At 33.6% G+C, this 18,725-nt stretch carries 16 protein-coding genes; 12 read left to right on the top strand and 4 right to left on the bottom strand.

All coding sequences use genetic code 11. The annotated features are described in order from the left end of the window. Positions 1-126 precede the first annotated feature (126 nt). Entirely contained in the window at positions 127-1,602 is a 1,476-nt protein-coding gene (gene nhaC / locus ES674_RS12710; RefSeq protein WP_148404541.1) for a Na+/H+ antiporter NhaC, read from the bottom strand. 155 nt (positions 1,603-1,757) lie between these two features. Further along, a complete protein-coding gene (locus tag ES674_RS12705; RefSeq protein WP_148404539.1) occupies positions 1,758-2,957 on the bottom strand; it encodes an aminotransferase class I/II-fold pyridoxal phosphate-dependent enzyme in 1,200 nt (399 codons plus the stop codon). Positions 2,958-3,126: 169 nt separating this feature from the next. Between ES674_RS12705 and ES674_RS12700 the strand changes: the two genes are divergently transcribed. The 4 genes from ES674_RS12700 to lpdA all read left to right on the top strand — a co-directional run bounded on the left by ES674_RS12700 (position 3,127) and on the right by lpdA (position 7,755). Then, complete coding sequence (locus ES674_RS12700) at positions 3,127-3,585, top strand: Lrp/AsnC family transcriptional regulator (protein ID WP_148404537.1); 459 nt, start codon at positions 3,127-3,129, stop codon at positions 3,583-3,585. Between the two features lie 88 nt (positions 3,586-3,673). Further along, positions 3,674-5,260, top strand: a complete 1,587-nt coding sequence (locus ES674_RS12695; protein ID WP_148404535.1) for a S41 family peptidase — start codon at positions 3,674-3,676, stop codon at positions 5,258-5,260. 62 nt (positions 5,261-5,322) lie between these two features. Then, positions 5,323-6,093, top strand: a complete 771-nt coding sequence (locus tag ES674_RS12690) for a response regulator transcription factor (RefSeq protein ID WP_148404533.1) — start codon at positions 5,323-5,325, stop codon at positions 6,091-6,093. A 261-nt stretch (positions 6,094-6,354) separates the two neighbouring features. Beyond that, on the top strand, positions 6,355-7,755 hold the full coding sequence (gene lpdA, locus ES674_RS12685; RefSeq protein WP_148404531.1) for a dihydrolipoyl dehydrogenase: 1,401 nt from the start codon (positions 6,355-6,357) through the stop codon (positions 7,753-7,755). Positions 7,756-8,024: 269 nt separating this feature from the next. Here lpdA and ES674_RS12680 read toward each other — a convergent pair whose 3' ends face one another. Next, a complete protein-coding gene (locus ES674_RS12680; protein WP_148404529.1) occupies positions 8,025-8,702 on the bottom strand; it encodes a class I SAM-dependent methyltransferase in 678 nt (225 codons plus the stop codon). An 82-nt stretch (positions 8,703-8,784) separates the two neighbouring features. Between ES674_RS12680 and ES674_RS12675 the strand changes: the two genes are divergently transcribed. The 5 genes from ES674_RS12675 to ES674_RS12660 all read left to right on the top strand — a co-directional run bounded on the left by ES674_RS12675 (position 8,785) and on the right by ES674_RS12660 (position 12,399). Continuing rightward, positions 8,785-9,843: a flavin monoamine oxidase family protein gene (locus ES674_RS12675; RefSeq protein WP_148404527.1), complete on the top strand. Its 1,059-nt coding sequence runs from the start codon at positions 8,785-8,787 to the stop codon at positions 9,841-9,843. A gap of 58 nt (positions 9,844-9,901) precedes the next feature. Next, the gene (locus ES674_RS15650; RefSeq protein WP_246126046.1) at positions 9,902-10,105 is read left to right on the top strand and encodes a hypothetical protein; all 204 of its coding nucleotides are present in this window, start codon (positions 9,902-9,904) and stop codon (positions 10,103-10,105) included. Between the two features lie 3 nt (positions 10,106-10,108). After that, on the top strand, positions 10,109-10,291 hold the full coding sequence (locus ES674_RS15645; RefSeq protein ID WP_317132056.1) for a TPM domain-containing protein: 183 nt from the start codon (positions 10,109-10,111) through the stop codon (positions 10,289-10,291). A gap of 341 nt (positions 10,292-10,632) precedes the next feature. Next, positions 10,633-11,724, top strand: a complete 1,092-nt coding sequence (locus ES674_RS12665) for a transporter substrate-binding domain-containing protein (protein WP_148404525.1) — start codon at positions 10,633-10,635, stop codon at positions 11,722-11,724. Positions 11,725-11,886: 162 nt separating this feature from the next. Next, positions 11,887-12,399 carry a DUF3124 domain-containing protein gene (locus ES674_RS12660; protein WP_148404523.1) on the top strand — a complete coding sequence of 171 codons (513 nt, stop codon included), beginning with the start codon at positions 11,887-11,889 and terminating at the stop codon, positions 12,397-12,399. A 66-nt stretch (positions 12,400-12,465) separates the two neighbouring features. On the opposite strand, the gene ES674_RS12655 is transcribed toward ES674_RS12660, so the two are convergent. Further along, complete coding sequence (locus ES674_RS12655) at positions 12,466-13,815, bottom strand: DEAD/DEAH box helicase (RefSeq protein WP_148404633.1); 1,350 nt, start codon at positions 13,813-13,815, stop codon at positions 12,466-12,468. Between the two features lie 153 nt (positions 13,816-13,968). Between ES674_RS12655 and ES674_RS12650 the strand changes: the two genes are divergently transcribed. Genes ES674_RS12650 through ES674_RS12640 form a run of 3 tightly spaced genes read left to right on the top strand, consistent with a single transcriptional unit; the run spans position 13,969 to position 18,681 of the window. Then, entirely contained in the window at positions 13,969-15,282 is a 1,314-nt protein-coding gene (locus tag ES674_RS12650; protein WP_246126045.1) for an anthranilate synthase component I family protein, read from the top strand. Positions 15,283-15,341: 59 nt separating this feature from the next. Continuing rightward, positions 15,342-16,664 (top strand): tRNA lysidine(34) synthetase TilS, encoded by a 1,323-nt coding sequence (gene tilS, locus ES674_RS12645; RefSeq protein WP_148404521.1) that lies wholly within the window; start codon positions 15,342-15,344, stop codon positions 16,662-16,664. Next, positions 16,654-18,681, top strand: coding sequence for a protein-disulfide reductase DsbD family protein (locus ES674_RS12640; RefSeq protein ID WP_148404519.1), 2,028 nt, complete (start codon positions 16,654-16,656; stop codon positions 18,679-18,681). Before tilS ends, ES674_RS12640 begins: the two co-directional genes overlap by 11 nt. Positions 18,682-18,725 lie beyond the last annotated feature (44 nt).

Raw genomic sequence — 18,725 nt, 5'->3', positions numbered from 1 at the left:
ATTTTAAGTATTAGTAATTTTCTTAATACAAAGGTAGGCACAAGATGTAGGTAAAACTTATAAATGAAATTTTAAATCTTTATTGAAGTATAGTTTAAACTTATAGTAAACTTATATTACGATAGTTTATATCGATTTAACTGCTAATTGCTTGATTTTTATGTTTAAAGCAGCGAACAATAATGTCATAAATGGACTTAACCAGTTGAATATTGCAAACACAAAATAATCTGCTACCGAAACACCTAGAACACTACTTTGGTAGGCACCACAGGTATTCCAAGGAATTAAAACTGAAGTTACTGTACCCGAATCTTCAAGCGTTCTACTCAAGTTTTCAGGTGCTAATCCTTTATCTTGATAGGCTTTCTTAAACATTTTACCTGGAATTACAATGGCTAAATATTGATCGCTTGCAATGGTATTTAATCCTAAACAGCTAATAACCGTACTGGCAAATAGTCCGAAAACAGTGGTTGCAAAAGATAATAATACTTTCGTTATTCTAGCTAAAGCGCCAATGGCATCCATGATGCCACCAAAAAACATAGCACAACATATAAGTAATATCGTCCAGATCATCCCTTTCATACCGCCAGCAGCAAACAAGTCGTTAAGCTTTTCATTATCCGTTATAATTTGCGTATCTGTTAAAATAGCATGGAAAGTAGCGCCCAACTTGGTGTCACCCAAACTATCTAAAATGGCTGGTTGAAATATAAAAGCAAAAACAGCAGCTAATAAAACACCAACACCTAAGGCTATAAGTGGTTTTGTTTTTAATAAAATGAGTACAATAACTACTAAAGGCACTATAAATAGCAATGGTGTAATTTGGAAGGTTTTATCAATACTCACTAAAAGGCTTGTTAAATCAGCGTTACCGGTTGTATCAATGGACATACTCATGATTGTAAAAGCAATAAGTGTAATTATAATGGTTGGCACAGTTGTTAACGCCATATAACGAATGTGTGTAAATAAATCCGTCCCTGCCATAGCAGGCGCTAAATTTGTAGTATCACTTAAAGGCGACATTTTATCTCCAAAATAGGCTCCAGAAATGGCAGCACCAGCAATCATACCTGTAGGAATCCCTAAAGCAGTTCCAATACCTATTAAAGCAATACCAACGGTAGCAGAAGTTGTCCATGAACTACCAGTTGCAATGGAAATAACAGCACAAATTACAACAGATGCTGGCAAAAATATTCCAGGACTTAAAACTTGAAGACCGTAATAAACCATAGCCGGAATTACGCCGCTAATAAGCCAAGTTCCTGCTAAAGCACCAACTAAAAACAAAATCATAATAGGCACAAAAACACTGCGTAAATTTTCCCAAACTTCTTTAAGCATGGCCTTGAAGCCTACTTTATTGAAAAATCCTACCACTGCGGCAACACCACCGCCTAATAATAATATAAACTGATTGGAATATTCTCCTAAAGCTTCACCATCCGCAAGAAAGATATTGTAAGCTAGCATAAGCATTAATAAAACCACGGGAATTAAAGCTTCCCAAATACTTAACTCTTTATTGTCAATGATCGTTTGGTCTTCAATTTCAATGTTAGATAGATTATTATCGTCCTGCTTCATGGGTGTTTATTTAATTCGGATTGTAATGTTACGATTTTCGGATAAAGTATGCAAATACTAAAGTCAAGTCGCAAATAAAAATATGATAATACCTCAAATAAAAAAGGAGCTCATAATAATGAACTCCTTTTAGTCTATAATTTAAAATATCCTATTTATAGAATATCTAAAGATTCCATGCACGCACGCATAGTTTTATAAGTGCGTTCAATATCAGCATCTAAACCAATAGAAAAACGAATTAAGCCATTACTTAATCCCATTTCTTTTTGTTCATCTTCTGGTATTTCAGAGGAGGTTGAGCTTCCTGGAGCTGAAAATAGGGTTTTATAGAATCCTAAACTTACGGCTAAGTAACCTAAATTTTTCTCTTGCATTAATTCCATAAGCGCGTTGGCGTTTTCTAATGAGCCTACATCAATAGTTAACATGCCACCAAAACCATATTTTTCATTCATCATAGATTTAAATAAATCGTGTGATGGATGCGAGGCCAAACCAGGATACACAGTTTTTAAACCATCAGCTTCAAATTTTTCGGCTAAATACGTGGCGTTTAAACTGTGTTGCTGCATTCTAATATGTAAGGTGCGTAGGTTTTTTAAAATGGAAGCCGCTCTTAAACTGTCCATTGTAGAACCTAATAACATGCAAGCACCATCATTTACATTACGCAAACTATCAATAAATTCTTGAGATCCACAAACCACGCCACCAACTGTATCACTAGACCCGTTAATGAATTTGGTTAAACTGTGAATAACAATATCAGCACCTAATTGAACTGGCGAAACTGATAATGGAGAAAAAGTATTATCAACAACTAATTGTAAATTATGCTTTTTGGCTAATTTTGAAAGTTCAGAAATATCAGCAACTTCTAAAAGCGGATTACTAACAGACTCACAATACAAAATTTTAGTATTAGGCGTTATGGCAGCTTCAACAACGTCTAGTTTTGTAATATCTACAAATGTTGTTTTAACATTAAAGCGTGGCGCAAAATTCTTTAAAAAGGCATAAGTTCCTCCATAAATTGTTCTACTTGAAACCACATGATCTCCAGCACCACAAAGCTGCATAATAACAGGGGTAATGGCGCCCATTCCTGATGCCGTTACGCTTGCCGTTTCTGTACCTTCCATAGCGGCTAGAGCTTCACCTAAATATAAGTTAGAAGGTGTGGAGTGTCTGGAATACAAATAACAACCGTCCGCATTACCTTCAAAGGTATCAAACATGGTTTTAGCTGATAGAAATGTGTAAGTTGATGAGTCCGAGATAGATGGGTTAACACCGCCAAATTCACCGAAATATTGTAAATCCTGTATATTGTTTGCTGGTTTAAATGCCATGATAATTGAATATTTAAAATTATTATTACGTAAAAATCCGAAATATTAGATTATATATCAATAGATACTCTTTAATTTAGATTATAAAACTATAAATTCATTAATTGATAGATTTTATTACATTCAAAATTGCTATTTTTGTTTTTTTAATGAAAATTTTTCAAAAATCATGAATTTTGATGTCACCGATTTAAAGCTTTTACAGTTTCTTCAGGAGGATGCTAAGCAGACCAACAAAGAATTATCTAACAAATTAAATTTATCTGTTACGGCCGTTTACGAACGCATTCGGAAATTAGAACGTGAAGGCGTAATTTCTCAATATGTTGCTTTGGTAAATAAAGATAAAGTTGATAGAAGTTTCGTCGCTTTTTGTCATATAAAACTTGTTCAACATACGCAAGATAATATCGTGAAATTTGAACGGGAAGTTACCAATTTAGAAGAAGTTTCAGAATGTTACCATATAAGTGGCGATTATGATTATTTATTGAAAGTAATAGTTCAGGACATGGAAGATTTTAGAGAGTTTATGGTGAAAAAATTAACCTCTATAAGTCATATTGGAAGTACGCATAGTATGTTTGTTATTAACGAAGTAAAACATACCACAGCTATTATGATTTAAGTTATTTTATAATTTTTTATGATATTCAATTTTTATTATTTAAAAAATACTGCGTATTTCGCGCTTCTAATAAAAGCGAAATTATTCCATGAAACACCATTATTTTTGGTCAATATCAATCCTATTCCTATTTCTTTCCTGCGGAAGCGTTAAAAAACACAATGAAATTGTTACCAGTTTACATAGTATTGTTGAACTTCAAGATGATGTAGATGCTGTTTACAACCAACTTCAAAAATACCATCCACGCTTATATCAATATATTTCAAAAACGGATTTAGACTTTAAATTTGACAGCTTAAAGGCAAGTATTAAACAGCCTTTAACGAGTCATGATTTTTATGAAAAATTAGCGCCAGTACTCGCAGAAGTCCGACAAGGTCATATCTCCGTTACGCCGCCACAAATACAATTCACCAAAAAAGAACGCAAAGTTTTAAGAAAGGAGAAATTCGAATTTTACGATTTAGCTTTCAAATATATTGACAAGAAATTGTGGGTTACAGAATCCAAAACGGATTCTTTATTAATAGGAAGTGAAGTTGTCCAAATTGAAAATGAACCCGTCATGGAATTAATTAAAAAATACCAAAAGCTATATGCATCTGATGGTTTTAATACCACCCTTTATGACAGGTATTTAGGGCGTGCTTTTCAGAAACTATATGCTCGTGATAAAGGGTTTTTAGATAGTCTGTCTGTTACTTTTAAAGAACAAGATTTACTTTACACCAAAATGTTTAGACGGATCCCAAAGGATTCTACGCTTAGTAAATCGGACTCCTTAAAAAAGCTAAATGATCCCATTAAAGCGCCTAAACTGTCAAAAGCTGAAAAATTAATTAAAAAACAAGAAGCTAAACACAAGCGTTTAAAAAATAAAATCTTTGGTTTTGAAGGCTCTGAAGGAAAATATACGCGGAATTTTAATTTTGTGGATCCCGATAGTTTGGTGGCTATAATAAAAATTCGGGGCTTTGGAAATGGTAATTATAAGAAATTCTACAAGCAAAGCTTTGAACAATTAGATTCTTTAAAAACGCCTAATTTAATTATTGACCTTCGTGATAATGGCGGCGGACGAATTGATGAAATTTTTTATCTATACCGTTATTTGGCTCAAGAGGATTTTCAATTAATAAATGAAAGCGAAATAAAAACGAGAATACCGTTTATGGTTTATACGATGAGTAATGGCAGCCCTTTAGGCTTAAAAATTGTAGCGGGACTTCTTTCTCCCATTATTATAACCCACAATTTAATAAAAACTAAAAAGGTAGACGATGAACTGTTTTACAAATTTAGATACTCCAAATTAAAATCGCCTTTTGAAAACAATTATAAAGGAAAATTATATGTATTAATTAACGGAAATTCATTTTCTGCGTCTTCCATTTTGTCTACAAATATTCAAGCCAATAATTTAGCAACATTTGTAGGCGAAGAAGCTGGAGGCGCTTATAATGGAACGGTTGCAGGACTCTACAAGATCTATGATTTAGAGAACTCTTTAGTGTCGGTACGATTTGGTTTAATGCAAATTGATGCACCCTATAAAGTCGAGCCAAATGGCTTTGGAGTTAAGCCAGATATAAAAATTGTGCCGACTCGTAACGATATTTTTAATGATCATGATCCAGAAGTAGAATGGATTTTAGAAGATATAAAAGATTAATTGTATGAGATTTTATGTATTTTTAGTGCAAGTTGTTCTAACTAAACACGATAAAAAATTCTATGAATTACCAAAACATCGAAAAAATTTATCAAGATATTTTCAGTTCTTATGCCCATCCGGAACTTGATACACATATTAAAAAAATAATGGAACTGGACGAGTATTTGCCTTACAGTTCAACCTTTTTCTGTATTACAAATACGCAAAATTTAACCTTCGAATTTGTCAGTAAAAATATGAAAGCATGTTTAGGCTTGGATAAAAATGTACTGCTTAATGAAGGCATGCGAAATTTTTGGAGCCGAATTCATCCGGAAGATATCGAATTATGGCTTAAGGGTTTAAATGATTTAATGGTTTATACATTGGAAGATATTCCTTTAAATAAACGTTACCGGATGAGTTATACTTGGAATTATCGTTTTAAAAATGAGCAAGATGATTATGTAAATATCATTCAAAACACAACGCCTTTAGAATTTGATGCGGAAATGAAACCCATTATGGGTTTAGCCCATTATACGGTTATGGATGCACAAGTAAAAATGCCTATCACCGTTTCGGCTAAATTATTAAATGACCAAAATGAGTATGAAACTAAATTCTTCAATAATTATTCGCAAAGCTTATTAACGGATGGGTTAAGTAATCGGGAACGCGACGTAATTCGGTTATTAACCCTTAATAAATCTAGTAAAGAAATTGCGGATAGTTTATATATTAGTCCCAATACCGTAGATACGCATCGTAGAAATATTTTAAAAAAATTAAACATATCATCTACCGGTGAATTGGTTGGAATGCTGAAGATTAACATCGGTTTTATATAGATTTACTCAATTTGAGTATTGTAAGACTTTAAATAAAATGACATATTTGTAATGCTATTATTTGAGGGAGTACCTTAAATTAAGGGCAGCCTGACAGTTTGTTAGCGTTGCCCTTTTTTATGCTCCTATTTTAAAAGGTATTTATTATGAAGTCACTTTTTTATTGCCTACCCATAAAACATTTGTATTTTTGTATGAATTAAAATTTAAAGCATGATAACCATGCTAAAAACATCTTTGTAACTTAAAGAAATCAATTATATGAATTCATATGATGTGGCCATTATCGGCTCTGGACCTGGAGGCTATGTAGCAGCTATTCGTTGCGCGCAACTAGGATTAAAAACAGCTATTATAGAAAAATATACAACGCTTGGTGGAACCTGCTTAAACGTAGGTTGTATTCCAAGTAAAGCACTTTTAGATTCAAGTCACCATTATGAAGATGCGATTAAGCATTTTGAAGAACATGGCATTGATATTCCAGGTGAAATTAAAGTGAATCTAAAACAAATGATTGCACGTAAGCAATCGGTTGTTGATACCACAACAGGTGGTATTGATTTTTTAATGAAGAAGAATAACATTGATGTGTATCAAGGTTTAGGAAGTTTCAAAGATGCCACTCATATTATAATCAAAGGTGATAAGGATACTGAAATTGAAGCAAAAAATATCATTATCGCTACTGGAAGTAAACCTTCAAATTTACCTTTTATAACACTTGATAAAGAACGTGTTATCACTTCTACAGAAGCATTAAAGCTTAAAGAAATTCCAAAACATATGATTGTTATTGGCGGCGGTGTAATTGGCCTGGAATTAGGTCAAGTTTATAAACGTTTAGGTGCCGAAGTGACTGTAATTGAATATATGGATCGGATTATTCCAACTATGGATGCTGGTCTTTCAAAAGAGTTAAATAAAGTGTTGAAGAAACAAAAATTCAAAATCAACACATCTCATAAAGTGAAATCGGTGGAACGTATCGGTGACGAAGTCATAGTAAAAGCTGATAATAAAAAAGGTGAAGAAATTGAGTTTAAAGGCGATTATTGTTTAGTATCTGTTGGTCGTCGTCCTTATACAGACGGTTTAAATGCGGAAGCTGCCGGTGTTAAATTAAACGAACGTGGTCAAATAGACGTTAACGAACATTTACAAACATCTGCTAAAAATATCTACGCTATCGGTGATGTTATTAAAGGCGCTATGTTAGCCCATAAAGCAGAAGAAGAAGGTGTATTTGTTGCAGAAACTATTGCTGGACAAAAACCGCATATTAATTATAACTTAATTCCAGGCGTGGTTTATACATGGCCGGAAGTGGCCTCTGTTGGACAAACGGAAGAGCAGCTAACGGAAGCTGGCGTAGAATATAAAGTAGGACAATTTCCAATGCGCGCATTAGGACGTAGTCGTGCGAGCATGGATTTAGACGGATTTGTAAAAATTCTAGCCGATAAAACAACCGATGAAATTTTAGGATTTCACATGGTAGGCGCTCGTGCAGCAGATTTAATTGCCGAAGCGGTTGTAGCTATGGAGTTTAGAGCTTCAGCAGAAGATATCTCTAGAATGTCTCACGCGCATCCAACGTTTGCAGAAGCCATTAAAGAAGCAGCATTAGCCGCAACTGAAAATCGTGCTTTACACGTTTAAATTTAGCCTAAAAGCAAACTTTTTAAAAACAATAAACCACTTCTTATTCGGAGTGGTTTTTTATTTTGAATTATTTCAATTGAATTAATTATTTTGAAAAATCCATAACTGAATCACTTTGGATAAAGGTTAAATACGTTTATGAATCAAATTGAAAGTCTGTTAATTTCGTGAAAATTCGTGAAATTCGTGTCAAAAATTTTTAGAAGCTAAAGCAAGTTACACGAAACTACTAAGATTTAATTTAATTTGAGACCAACATAGACATCTCAAAAAATAGTGTATAAAGTCGTTACAATAATCTCCTTCCCGTCATTAACGATTACTGAAACCAATAGTTTTTGCTCCAAAACCTTAAAATTAAAAGGTGCTACCAAAACATCTAAACCACTTTGCTTTTTTAAACGGATGCCTTGTCCAGAAATAATATCCTTATTAGGTGTGAATGTTTCCGCTGAAATATGTTCCGTTATAATAACGTATTTAAAAGCTTTTAATTTATTAAGGATCTCCTGGACTTCTGAATTTGATAAATGTTGAAGTACTTGTCTTACCAATGCACAATCGGCTTTCGGTAAATCATCTACTGCAATATCCAAACATTGAAATTCTAAATTATCAGCTTTAAATGTTTCTTTATTATGAATAATAAGATCTGGAACAATATCAACAGCTATGTATTGTTTAGTGAATTTTACTAATTTTTCGCCTACATTAAAATCACCACAACCAAGATCACAAACCGTAATGGGGTTGTTAAAAGACGATAAAAACCCAGTTACTGCCTGAATATAAGGATCAACTAATTCAGATTCATGTGAACCAGCACCCGAATAGAATGCAGATTTATTATCTCCCCAAAGTTTCAACTCATAAACCTGCTTCATAGTGTCTTTTGTGGGCCAAGGCATTTTTGGTTTTTTAGGGTTGTTTTTATTTTCGTTCATAATTTAGATCTGCAAAAGCTACTCGGACCAAATTACTCATAAATGAATTATGCAAACGAGAATTTATCCTTAATTTTGCCAAATGGTTATAATTGTAGGCGCAGGATTATCAGGTTTATTAACGGCATACCGTTTAAAAAAGGAATGTATTCCATTTAAAATTCTAGAATCCAGAAGTCGGGTAGGAGGGCGAATTCACACGTTATTTAGTGCAAATGATACACTAGTTGAATTGGGTGCCACTTGGTTTCAAAGCCCACATCGAAATCTCCTAGCGCTTTTACACGAATTAAAATTAGATTATTTTGAACAATATATGGATGGTTCTGCATTTTATCAACCATCCGCTGAGGCGCCAACACAATTGATTCAGCTTCCCAATCAAGCTCCTAGTTATAGAATTTTAGGAGGAACAGCCAAGCTCATCAAAACATTATATAATGGATTGGATGAAAATAATGTATTGCTCAATAAAACCGTTAAAGAAATTCGTTTTCATGAAAATGGTGTTCAAGTAATAGCGGATAGTGTTTATGAAGCCGAAAAAGTAGTGTTAGCAATTCCTCCTAAATTGTGGGCAAGAAAGATTTTATTTCAGCCTCAATTACCATCAAATTTAATAGATATAGCCAAGAAAACGCATACGTGGATGGAAGATTCTATTAAAGTAGCCCTAACATATGCCAAACCTTTTTGGCGCGATGCCATTCAATCTGGTGCTTTATTTAGTAATACCGGACCGATAACCGAATTTTACGATCATTGTAATTTTGAACAATCCAAATACGCGCTTTGTGGTTTTATGAGTTCAACTTTGAAAAATCTTTCTAATGAAGAAAGACGCGAACGTGTTTTAAACCAACTAAAATCTTCCTTCGGTAAAAATGCAATGGATTTTATAGATTATAATGAATGTATTTGGAGTCAAGAAGACTATACCTTTGAAGAGTCAGAAACCTTTCTATTTCCACATCAAAACAATGGAAACGCTGTATTTCGTGAATCTTATTACGAAGAAAACTTATTGATTTCAAGTTCAGAAGCATCTCAAGATTTCTCAGGTTATATGGATGGTGCGGTCTATATAGGGAATCAAATTGCGGAAAAAATTATAAAAGCACATAGAAGTAACCTGAAATAGTGTTTTTATTTGCTAAATTAGTTTTGAAACCTAGAAGTGAAACTTTAAGAGACTTACTATGAAAATCAATTTGAAATTAAAAACACTTATTATTTCTTTAATTTTGTTTTCATTTTCGGTTTCTGCCCAAGAAACTGAAAAAAATCAGATTACAACAGAAGTAAATTCCAGTGAAATTGAAAAGAACGTTTTTCCTAAATCCATTGGAATAGTCAATGATTATGGGGAAATTCTAACGGAATCTCAAAGTGCCGAATTATAAAAAATTCTTTACGATTATGAAATTAAAACCAAACTACAAATCGCTTTAGTAACCATTAACTCTTTAGAACCTTATACGGATATTCAAAGATTTGCAATGGATTTAGGCAATTATTGGGGTGTTGGAATGGCAGGAATACACAATGGACTTACTATAGTGATTTGCCGTGTAGACAAATTGGTATAGCTACTGGAACCAATACAAGTTTTGAATTGACTGATGAAATTTGCAAATAGGTTATTGAAAACACGATAATTCCTAAATTTAAAAATCAGGAATTTTATGAAGGTATAAAAAATGGTGTCTTGGAATTAATGGCGAAATGGAATTAAATTGATAACCATTATTATTTCTATTTAGCTTATGTTTTCAAAGTGAATTATAGTAAAATCGATATATGTATACAGAAGAAATAAAAGCTAAATTCGTGTATTCATCTTGATTTTAGGTCATAAATTTGGCAGTTTTGCCATTAAACATTTATCTTATAAGCTTTGACATATTTTAAAAACCTCCAATAAAATTTCATGAAATTCACATTACTCTCAAAATCATTTTTATTAGTAACGCTTACTTTTTTTGTAAATACGGTTTGGTCGCAATCAGATACGTCTCAAGTGGATTCGAAAACGCTGCGAGTTGGTGTGACAGGTAGTGAACCTTTTGTATTTAGTGGTTCCGATTCTGGCATTGCTGTTGAAATTTGGGATAAAATTGCTAAAGATCAAGGATGGCGTTACGACTACGTTTTTTTTAATCAAGTTGATGAAGCCTTACGGGCATTGGATAGAGGTAATGTAGATTTAGTAGTTGGTTCCATTAGTATTACGGCTAAAAGATTAGAAACTATGCGGTTTTCGCAACCTTTTTATAATTCAAGTATTTCCATAATTTCCAGAATTGATAACAATAGCTTATGGCAGAAAATCAAACCACTTTTCAGTATTAAATTACTATTAGCAGTTGGCGTTTTCCTGATTATTTTAGCTATTGTAGGTTCATTATTTTGGTTGGCAGAACGTAAAAAATCACCAGATCAATTTCCGCATGATGCCTTGCACGGTATAGGCACTGGTATGTGGTTGGCTGTTGTAACGATGAGTACAACCGGTTATGGTGACAAGGCGCCTATAACATTGGTAGGCCGAATAATTGCGGGTTCATGGATGATTATTTCTATTATTTTCGCAACGTCAATGGTTGCTGGAATAGCAAGTACGCTAACACTTTCCTATCTAGGAGCAACCACCTTTTCAAATATTGAGCAACTTTCTGATCGGAAAACGGCTACAGTTTCCGGTTCTACGTCTGAAGATTTTCTTAAAAAAGCGAAAGCCAAGGTTGTTAGCGTATCGAATTTAGATGACGCCATCGCTAAGCTTGAAAATAAAGAAGTGGATGCTGTTGTTTTTGATAGGCCCCAACTGTTATATTTCATAAAACAAAATGAAAAAGATAAATTATATCTCAGTAAAGCAGAATATTATAAACAGGGCTATGGTTTTGCATTTTCTTTAAATTCAGAACTTATTTCTGATGTAAATAGAAGTTTGCTGGAGTTGGCTGAAAATCAAGATACGGAGCGAATAATTTACTCTTACATACAAAAGGATGAGTAATAAATATTTAAAACATTAAAATTCTCCTAAACTAGTTTATGATGTTTTAGGGACAATCAAATATATGTTTACTGGCAATCCTTTGACAGAATTGGCTTAGGATATTTTTTTTAAGAAATAAAAATGCTATTCGTATATTGCTTCCTCTTTAAAACAGATTTTATGGCAAGAATAGTTATTTGTGTACTTATAAGTTTTGCTTGTTTAACGTCTTGTAACGAGTTGCCTTCTCATGAGGAATATCACGCCGAAAATTGGAGTAAAAGGCGCATGGATGTTAACCCAAAAGACTCTCTAGAAACTGGCAAAACCTATTTATCAATTTATTCTCAAATTTATAGTATGTCTCAGCATAAAACGCATAATTTAACTGCTATGGCTAGCATGCGCAATACAAGTGATACTGACACCATTTTTGTAACGAGCGCTAAATATTATGATGCGCAAGGTAAACTAATTCGCACCTATTTTGATAAATCTATTTATTTAGCACCTATGGAAACAACCGAGGTTATAATTGAGGAACTGGATATAGAAGGTGGAACAGGTTCCAATTTTATTTTTGAATGGAAAAAAGCTGAAAATACATCAGAACCTTTATTTGAGGGCATTATGAATTCTACTTTAGGGCAACAGGGTTTATCCTTTTCTACAACAGGCAAACGCATTAAATAAGTTCCAGTTTGCGCTGGAATTTATAAATCATGCATGAAACTTTAATAAATACGCCAAGAAGATGGACTATTTTTTATTTCGCTTATTATAATTCTTATCACCTCTAGTTTTAGGCTTCTTATATTTAGCAGCAATTTTAAATTTGTAAGAACCGCCTAAGTTTTCTTTACTATTCTTTTCGTTCTTTTCATGGAAAGCTGGACCAGGTGCATCCTCATCACGCAATTTAAGTGGATTATTACGTTCTTGTATTTGTGGACGTTCTTCCTCTAGAAGATCTGTAGCTATTTTTACGTTTTCAGGAAAATCTAATTCCGGAATCGTTATTTGCATTAAATTTTCTATACGTTCCAAAGCGTCTTTCTCTTTCTCCGTGTAAAATAATAGGGAATGACCTTCACGTTCTGCACGACCCGTTCTACCAATTCGGTGCATATAGTTTTCAGGGAAGTTTGGCGTATCAAAATTAATAACATGTGATACATTATCAATATCCAAACCACGAGCCATAACATCGGTTGCCACTAAAATTCGGTTTTCACCAGCACGAAATTGCTCAATACTTCGTAAACGGTAGTTTTGTGTTTTGTTGGAGTGAATTACGCATAATTCATCATGAAAACGTTCATCTAAAGCATCAAATAAGCGATCGGCCATTTTCTTAAAAGCCACAAAAATTAATACTTTATTAAAGTTTTCTTTATCTTTCAAAATATGCTTTAATAAATTTAATTTGGTGTAAAAGTTAGCAACGGCATATTTTTCTTGTGTAATATTATCTAACGGCGTTCCCGAAACAGCAATGGAAACAACCTCTGGAACTGTAAAGAAATTATTAATAAGTTCACTTACATCTTCAGTCATAGTTGCCGAAAACATAATGTTTTGGCGACGCTCGGGCATGATATCAAAAATATTAATTAATTGATGTCTAAATCCTAAATCTAACATCACATCAACTTCATCAATCACCAATTTCTGAATAGATTTTAGTTGTAAAACGCGACTTACAGCCAAATCATATAGACGTCCCGGCGTTGCTACAATAATGTCCAAACCTTCGGCAACCGCACGTTTTTGAGCATTAATATTTACTCCACCATAAACGCCTAAAACACGAATATTGGTGTATTTTGTTAACTTTCCTATTTCATCAACCACCTGAACAACCAATTCACGCGTTGGAACTAAAACCATAATACGTGGATTTTCCTGCTCGGAATATTTGAGACCTCTTAAAATAGGTAACATATAAGCAAACGTTTTCCCCGTACCGGTTTGTGCAATTCCCACCACATCTTTCCCAGAGGCAACTACATTAAAGGCTTCCGCTTGAATAGGCGTAGGATTTGTAAAACCTAAATCGTCTAATGCGTTGTATAAAGGTGTATTTAATTTTAAATCTTGAAAAGTAATAGCGTCCAAAAGTTTCTGTTTTAGCCCACAAAGATAAATCTTTTATAACTCTTATGCTTTATGGCATACCAACTTTATGAAATCAGTTTATAAGAAGCATTCTAGCACTTTTTTATCCAATGAAATTTTCGGTAATTTGTAAATAACTTTTATTTGAGAAAAGCACATACATATCAGCCTCAAGACATGCCGGTCTTTAAAAATCAATTACTGATGTGGAGTCAGCAATTCCGAGAAGTTTTATGGTTAGATTCTAATAATTTCACCCAAACAAATAGTAGTTACGATGCGGTTTTAGCCGTTGATGCTTTTACCAGTATTCAAACAGATTTTACGGATGCTTTTCAGAAACTTAAAGAATACCAAACACTAACAAACGATTGGCTTTTTGGATACTTAAGCTATGATCTTAAAAACGCCACAGAACACCTAAAATCGGAGAATTTCGATGCTTTAGAATTTCCGGATTTATGGTTTTTTCAACCTAAAAAAATATTTCTTTTTAAAGGGAATCAAGTTGAAATGCGCTATTTGAATATGGTGGACGATGAGATGGAAAGCGATTTGGAAACCATAGAAAAAACTTCTCGGGTTCACAGTTCAGAACTTCCTGATAATCCCATAAAAATCCAGCCAAGAATTCAAAAGGAAGCTTATTTAGAAAAAGTGAATCAGATGTTAACACATATTCATCGTGGTGATATTTACGAAGCTAATTTTTGTCAAGAATTTTATGCTGAAAACGTTACAATTGAGGCTTTAGAAATTTATAACAATCTAAATGCCATTTCCAAACCGCCTTTTGCTACTTTCTTAAAATTGGATGATAAATTCGCCATGTCGGCATCTCCCGAGCGTTATTTAAGGAAAATAGGAAATACCGTTATTTCACAACCCATAAAAGGAACAGCCAAAAGATCTAAAAATGGCGCAGAAGATAGCTTTCTGAAAAATCAATTGGTTTCAGATAGTAAAGAACGCAGTGAGAATATTATGATTGTGGATTTGGTGCGAAATGATTTATCAAAAACGGCTATAAAAGGAAGTGTTCATGTGCCAGAATTATGCCAAATCTATAGCTTTGAACAAGTGCATCAAATGATTTCTACCGTTCAAAGTACGGTTTCAGAAACTACAAATCCGATTGATATTATTGAAACCACCTTCCCTATGGGAAGCATGACGGGCGCTCCTAAAATTTCGGCAATGACCATTATTGAAAATTTAGAAGAAACCAAACGCGGTTTATATTCGGGAGCTGTCGGTTATTTTTCGCCTGAAGGTGATTTCGACTTTAACGTGGTTATCCGAAGTATTTTATATAACCAAACCAATAAATATGCTTCTTATTCTGTAGGAAGTGCCATTACGGCTAAAAGTAAACCGGAAAGTGAGTATGAAGAATGTCTTACAAAAGCAAAAGCTATGCGTGATGTTTTAGAGGGTTCTAAAGATGGCAATTGTTGATTTAAAAAATGTAAATTTGTGAATAAGCGAGTAAAAAAAAAACGTGTAATACATAAAAAATGACGTTGATAGATTTTCAAAATCACATCCAACTAAAGTTGCCATTTTTAGAAAAAAGTAGGCTGCTTATTGCTATTTCTGGAGGCATGGACAGCGTTGTATTAACACATATATGCCATAAATTGAATTTAAATTTTGCTTTAGCGCATTGTAATTTTAATTTACGAGGTATTGAAAGTGATGCCGATGAAGATTTTGTATTGGAATTAGCAGAAGATCTTGATGTTGAAGTTTTTATTGAAAGTTTTGAAACTGAAACCTACGCCGAAGAGAATAATTTGTCCATTCAAATGGCAGCACGAGAACTTCGTTATAATTGGTTTCATGAATTGGCGGAGCAGTTAAAATTTGATTATATTTTAACAGCCCATCATGCCGATGATAATTTGGAAACGTTTTTTATAAACTTAATGCGCGGCACGGGCTTGGACGGATTAACTGGAATTCCAGAAACAAACGGTATTTTAGTTCGTCCATTATTACCCTTTTCTCATAGCCAGTTGCAAGAATTTGCAAAAAGTAAAAAAATATCCTGGCGTGATGATAGTAGCAATGCATCCACTAAATACTTGCGAAACAAATTACGTCATGATGTCATTCCTATTTTAAAAGACATAAATCCACAATTGATTCAAAGCTTCCAGAAAACACAAGAACATTTGCAAGAAACGGCTGAAATTGTTGATGACGCCCTAGTTCGCATTCAGAAGAAAATTGTGCATGCTTCTGGAGATATAATTCAATTAGATGTAAAAAAACTACAGCAATTATCAAACCCTAAAGTCTATTTATACCAATTGCTAAAAGCTTTCCAATTCACGGAATGGGATGATGTGTATCAATTGCTATTTGCGCAATCTGGCAAATTTGTGACTTCTAAAACACACAGATTGGTTAAAGATAGAACCACGTTAATTTTAACAGAACTACCAATTGAAGCAGAAATTTCAGAATTTATTTGGATCGAAAATGAATCTGAAATAAGTACGCCTTTTGGTCGATTAAGCATTGAAAATGTTACAGAGATTGATGAAACATCTGTCACAAGTATATATGTTAATAAAGATTTGTTAAAATATCCACTAACGGTCCGAAAATGTGAAAAAGGAGCCTATTTTTACCCTTTTGGTTTGTCTGGCAAAAAGAAAGTCAGTAAATTTTTCAAAGACGAGAAATTAAGCATGCCAGAAAAGGAAGAAACTTGGTTGTTATATTCCGATACTGACATTGTTTGGGTTATAGGTTTACGCGCCGATAACCGATTTAAAGTAACTAACGAAACGAACCCCATATTAAAAATTAGTCTTCATAATGAAACGTAATTTAGTCCTATTAATTACTCTATTTGCTGCAATTTTTTCCATGCAGTCACAAATTTTAAATCCCGTAAAATGGACTGGTAAAACAGAAAAGTTATCGGAAACCGAATATAATTTAATATTTGAAGCTACCATTGAAGAAAAGTGGCATTTATACTCCCAAGATCTTCCTGATGAAGGTCCGCAACCCACCTTATTCATTTTCGATTCGATAAAACAAGCGGATAATTATAAGTTAATTGGAAAAGTTGTAGAAAGCAAATATATCACAGCTTATGATCCAGTTTTTGAAATGGATTTAAATTTTTTCGATTTTTCAGCGAAATTCAAGCAGAAAATTGAACTTCTCAATCCCAATTTAAAAAATATAACGGCTGATATTGAATTTCAAGCTTGTGATGATGCTCGTTGTATTTATGAACAGAAATCAGTTACATTCAATCTAGACGGCTCCAATGATGCAGGTTCCCTATTATCTGGTCAGAGTTCGTCACTTTCTGATATTATCCAATTAGACAATAATACGGCCGAAATAAAACAGGATTTTAGTGTAATAGACGCCGAGGCTGCAGCCGAAAACGAATCTAAAGGACTTTGGGTTATATTTTTCACGGCTTTCTTTTTAGGATTTTTAGTATTGCTAACACCTTGTGTGTTTCCTATGATTCCCATGACGGTGAGTTTCTTTACCAAACAAAGTAAAACAAGAGGTCAAGGTATTAGAAACGCCTTGCTTTACGGCTTTTTTATCATTGTAATCTACACACTTTTAGGAACGGCTATTTCAGCTATTTTTGGAAGTAATACCATGTATGAATTTTCTACAGGTGTTACCTTCAATACCATTATGTTTATTGCTTTATTAATATTTGCCTTTTCATTTTTAGGTGCTTTTGAAATTATGTTGCCAAATTCATGGGTAAACAAAGTAGATAGTGGCGCTAATAAAGGCGGTATTGTTGGTATCTTTTTTATGGCACTTGCATTAGCGGTGGTTTCTTTTTCATGTACGTTTCCAATTGCTGGAACGGCATTATTGGATGCTGCAACAAAAGGTGGCATTGCACCCATTGTTAGTATGTTGGGTTTTTCATCAGCGATCGCATTACCATTTGCTTTATTCGCATTTTTTCCAAGTTGGTTAAATTCTATGCCAAAATCGGGTGGATGGTTGAATACAGTAAAAGTGACTTTAGGATTTTTAGAATTAGCGTTTGCATTTAAATTCTTATCTATGGTAGACTTGGTATTAGAATGGCATATTTTATCGCGTGAGGTATTTTTAGCTATATGGATTGCCATTTTTGGAACATTAGGTTTGTATTTATTAGGAAAAATTAAATTACCGCATGATTCACCTTTACCACATATTTCTGTAGGTCGTTTATGTATGGCGTTAATAGCTTTATCCTTTACCGTGTACATGATTCCAGGACTTTGGGGTGCTCCAGTAGAACTTATTAGTGGTTTTCCACCACCAATGAGTTCGAATAGTGAATCGCCTTACGGAGTTGGTTATTCCAAACCTGGCGTCTATTCAGGTTCCACAGTAGAACTACCAGAACATGCACATTATGGTCCAAATAATATAATAGCTTTCAGAGATTATGATCAAGGTTTAGCTTATGCCAAAAAGGTTAACAAACCAGTTATGTTAGACTTCACGGGGTTAACTTGTGTTAATTGCCGTAAAATGGAAGAGCAAGTTTGGGTGAAAGAACGCATACTACAGGTTTTAAATAAAGATGTTGTTTTAATTTCGCTTTATGTAGATGATAGAACCAAACTTCCCGAAAGTGAACAATACGCATCAGAGTTAACAGGAAATAATGTAAAGACTTTCGGTCATAAATGGTTAGAATTTCAGCAAGTGCGTTATAACACCAATGCGCAACCTTTATATGTTATTCAGGATGTAGACGGTAATGATATTAGTAAACCCGTTGGTTATACGCCAGATGAAGAAGAATATCACACTTGGTTGACCAAAGGCGTTGAGCGTTTTAAAAATAAAGAATAAGTTTATAAAAATCAAGCGAGATCAGTTCTCGCTTTTTTTGTCTA

Origin of the sequence: Bizionia myxarmorum, assembly GCF_008086205.1 — a bacterium.
GTDB lineage: Bacteria > Bacteroidota > Bacteroidia > Flavobacteriales > Flavobacteriaceae > Algorimicrobium > Algorimicrobium myxarmorum.
Note: the sequence above shows the minus strand (reverse complement) of the source record. Positions and strands in the feature narration are given on the sequence as shown.

Excerpts from the sequence above, each read along its gene's own strand:
- nhaC (WP_148404541.1), bottom strand. The coding sequence starts at position 1,602 with ATGAAGCAGGACGATAATAATCTATCTAACATTGAAATTGAAGACCAA.
- ES674_RS12705 (WP_148404539.1), bottom strand. The coding sequence starts at position 2,957 with ATGGCATTTAAACCAGCAAACAATATACAGGATTTACAATATTTCGGT.
- ES674_RS12700 (WP_148404537.1), top strand. The coding sequence starts at position 3,127 with ATGAATTTTGATGTCACCGATTTAAAGCTTTTACAGTTTCTTCAGGAG.
- ES674_RS12695 (WP_148404535.1), top strand. The coding sequence starts at position 3,674 with ATGAAACACCATTATTTTTGGTCAATATCAATCCTATTCCTATTTCTT.
- ES674_RS12690 (WP_148404533.1), top strand. The coding sequence starts at position 5,323 with ATGAATTACCAAAACATCGAAAAAATTTATCAAGATATTTTCAGTTCT.
- lpdA (WP_148404531.1), top strand. The coding sequence starts at position 6,355 with ATGAATTCATATGATGTGGCCATTATCGGCTCTGGACCTGGAGGCTAT.
- ES674_RS12680 (WP_148404529.1), bottom strand. The coding sequence starts at position 8,702 with ATGAACGAAAATAAAAACAACCCTAAAAAACCAAAAATGCCTTGGCCC.
- ES674_RS12675 (WP_148404527.1), top strand. The coding sequence starts at position 8,785 with ATGGTTATAATTGTAGGCGCAGGATTATCAGGTTTATTAACGGCATAC.
- ES674_RS15650 (WP_246126046.1), top strand. The coding sequence starts at position 9,902 with ATGAAAATCAATTTGAAATTAAAAACACTTATTATTTCTTTAATTTTG.
- ES674_RS12665 (WP_148404525.1), top strand. The coding sequence starts at position 10,633 with ATGAAATTCACATTACTCTCAAAATCATTTTTATTAGTAACGCTTACT.
- ES674_RS12660 (WP_148404523.1), top strand. The coding sequence starts at position 11,887 with ATGGCAAGAATAGTTATTTGTGTACTTATAAGTTTTGCTTGTTTAACG.
- tilS (WP_148404521.1), top strand. The coding sequence starts at position 15,342 with ATGACGTTGATAGATTTTCAAAATCACATCCAACTAAAGTTGCCATTT.
- ES674_RS12640 (WP_148404519.1), top strand. The coding sequence starts at position 16,654 with ATGAAACGTAATTTAGTCCTATTAATTACTCTATTTGCTGCAATTTTT.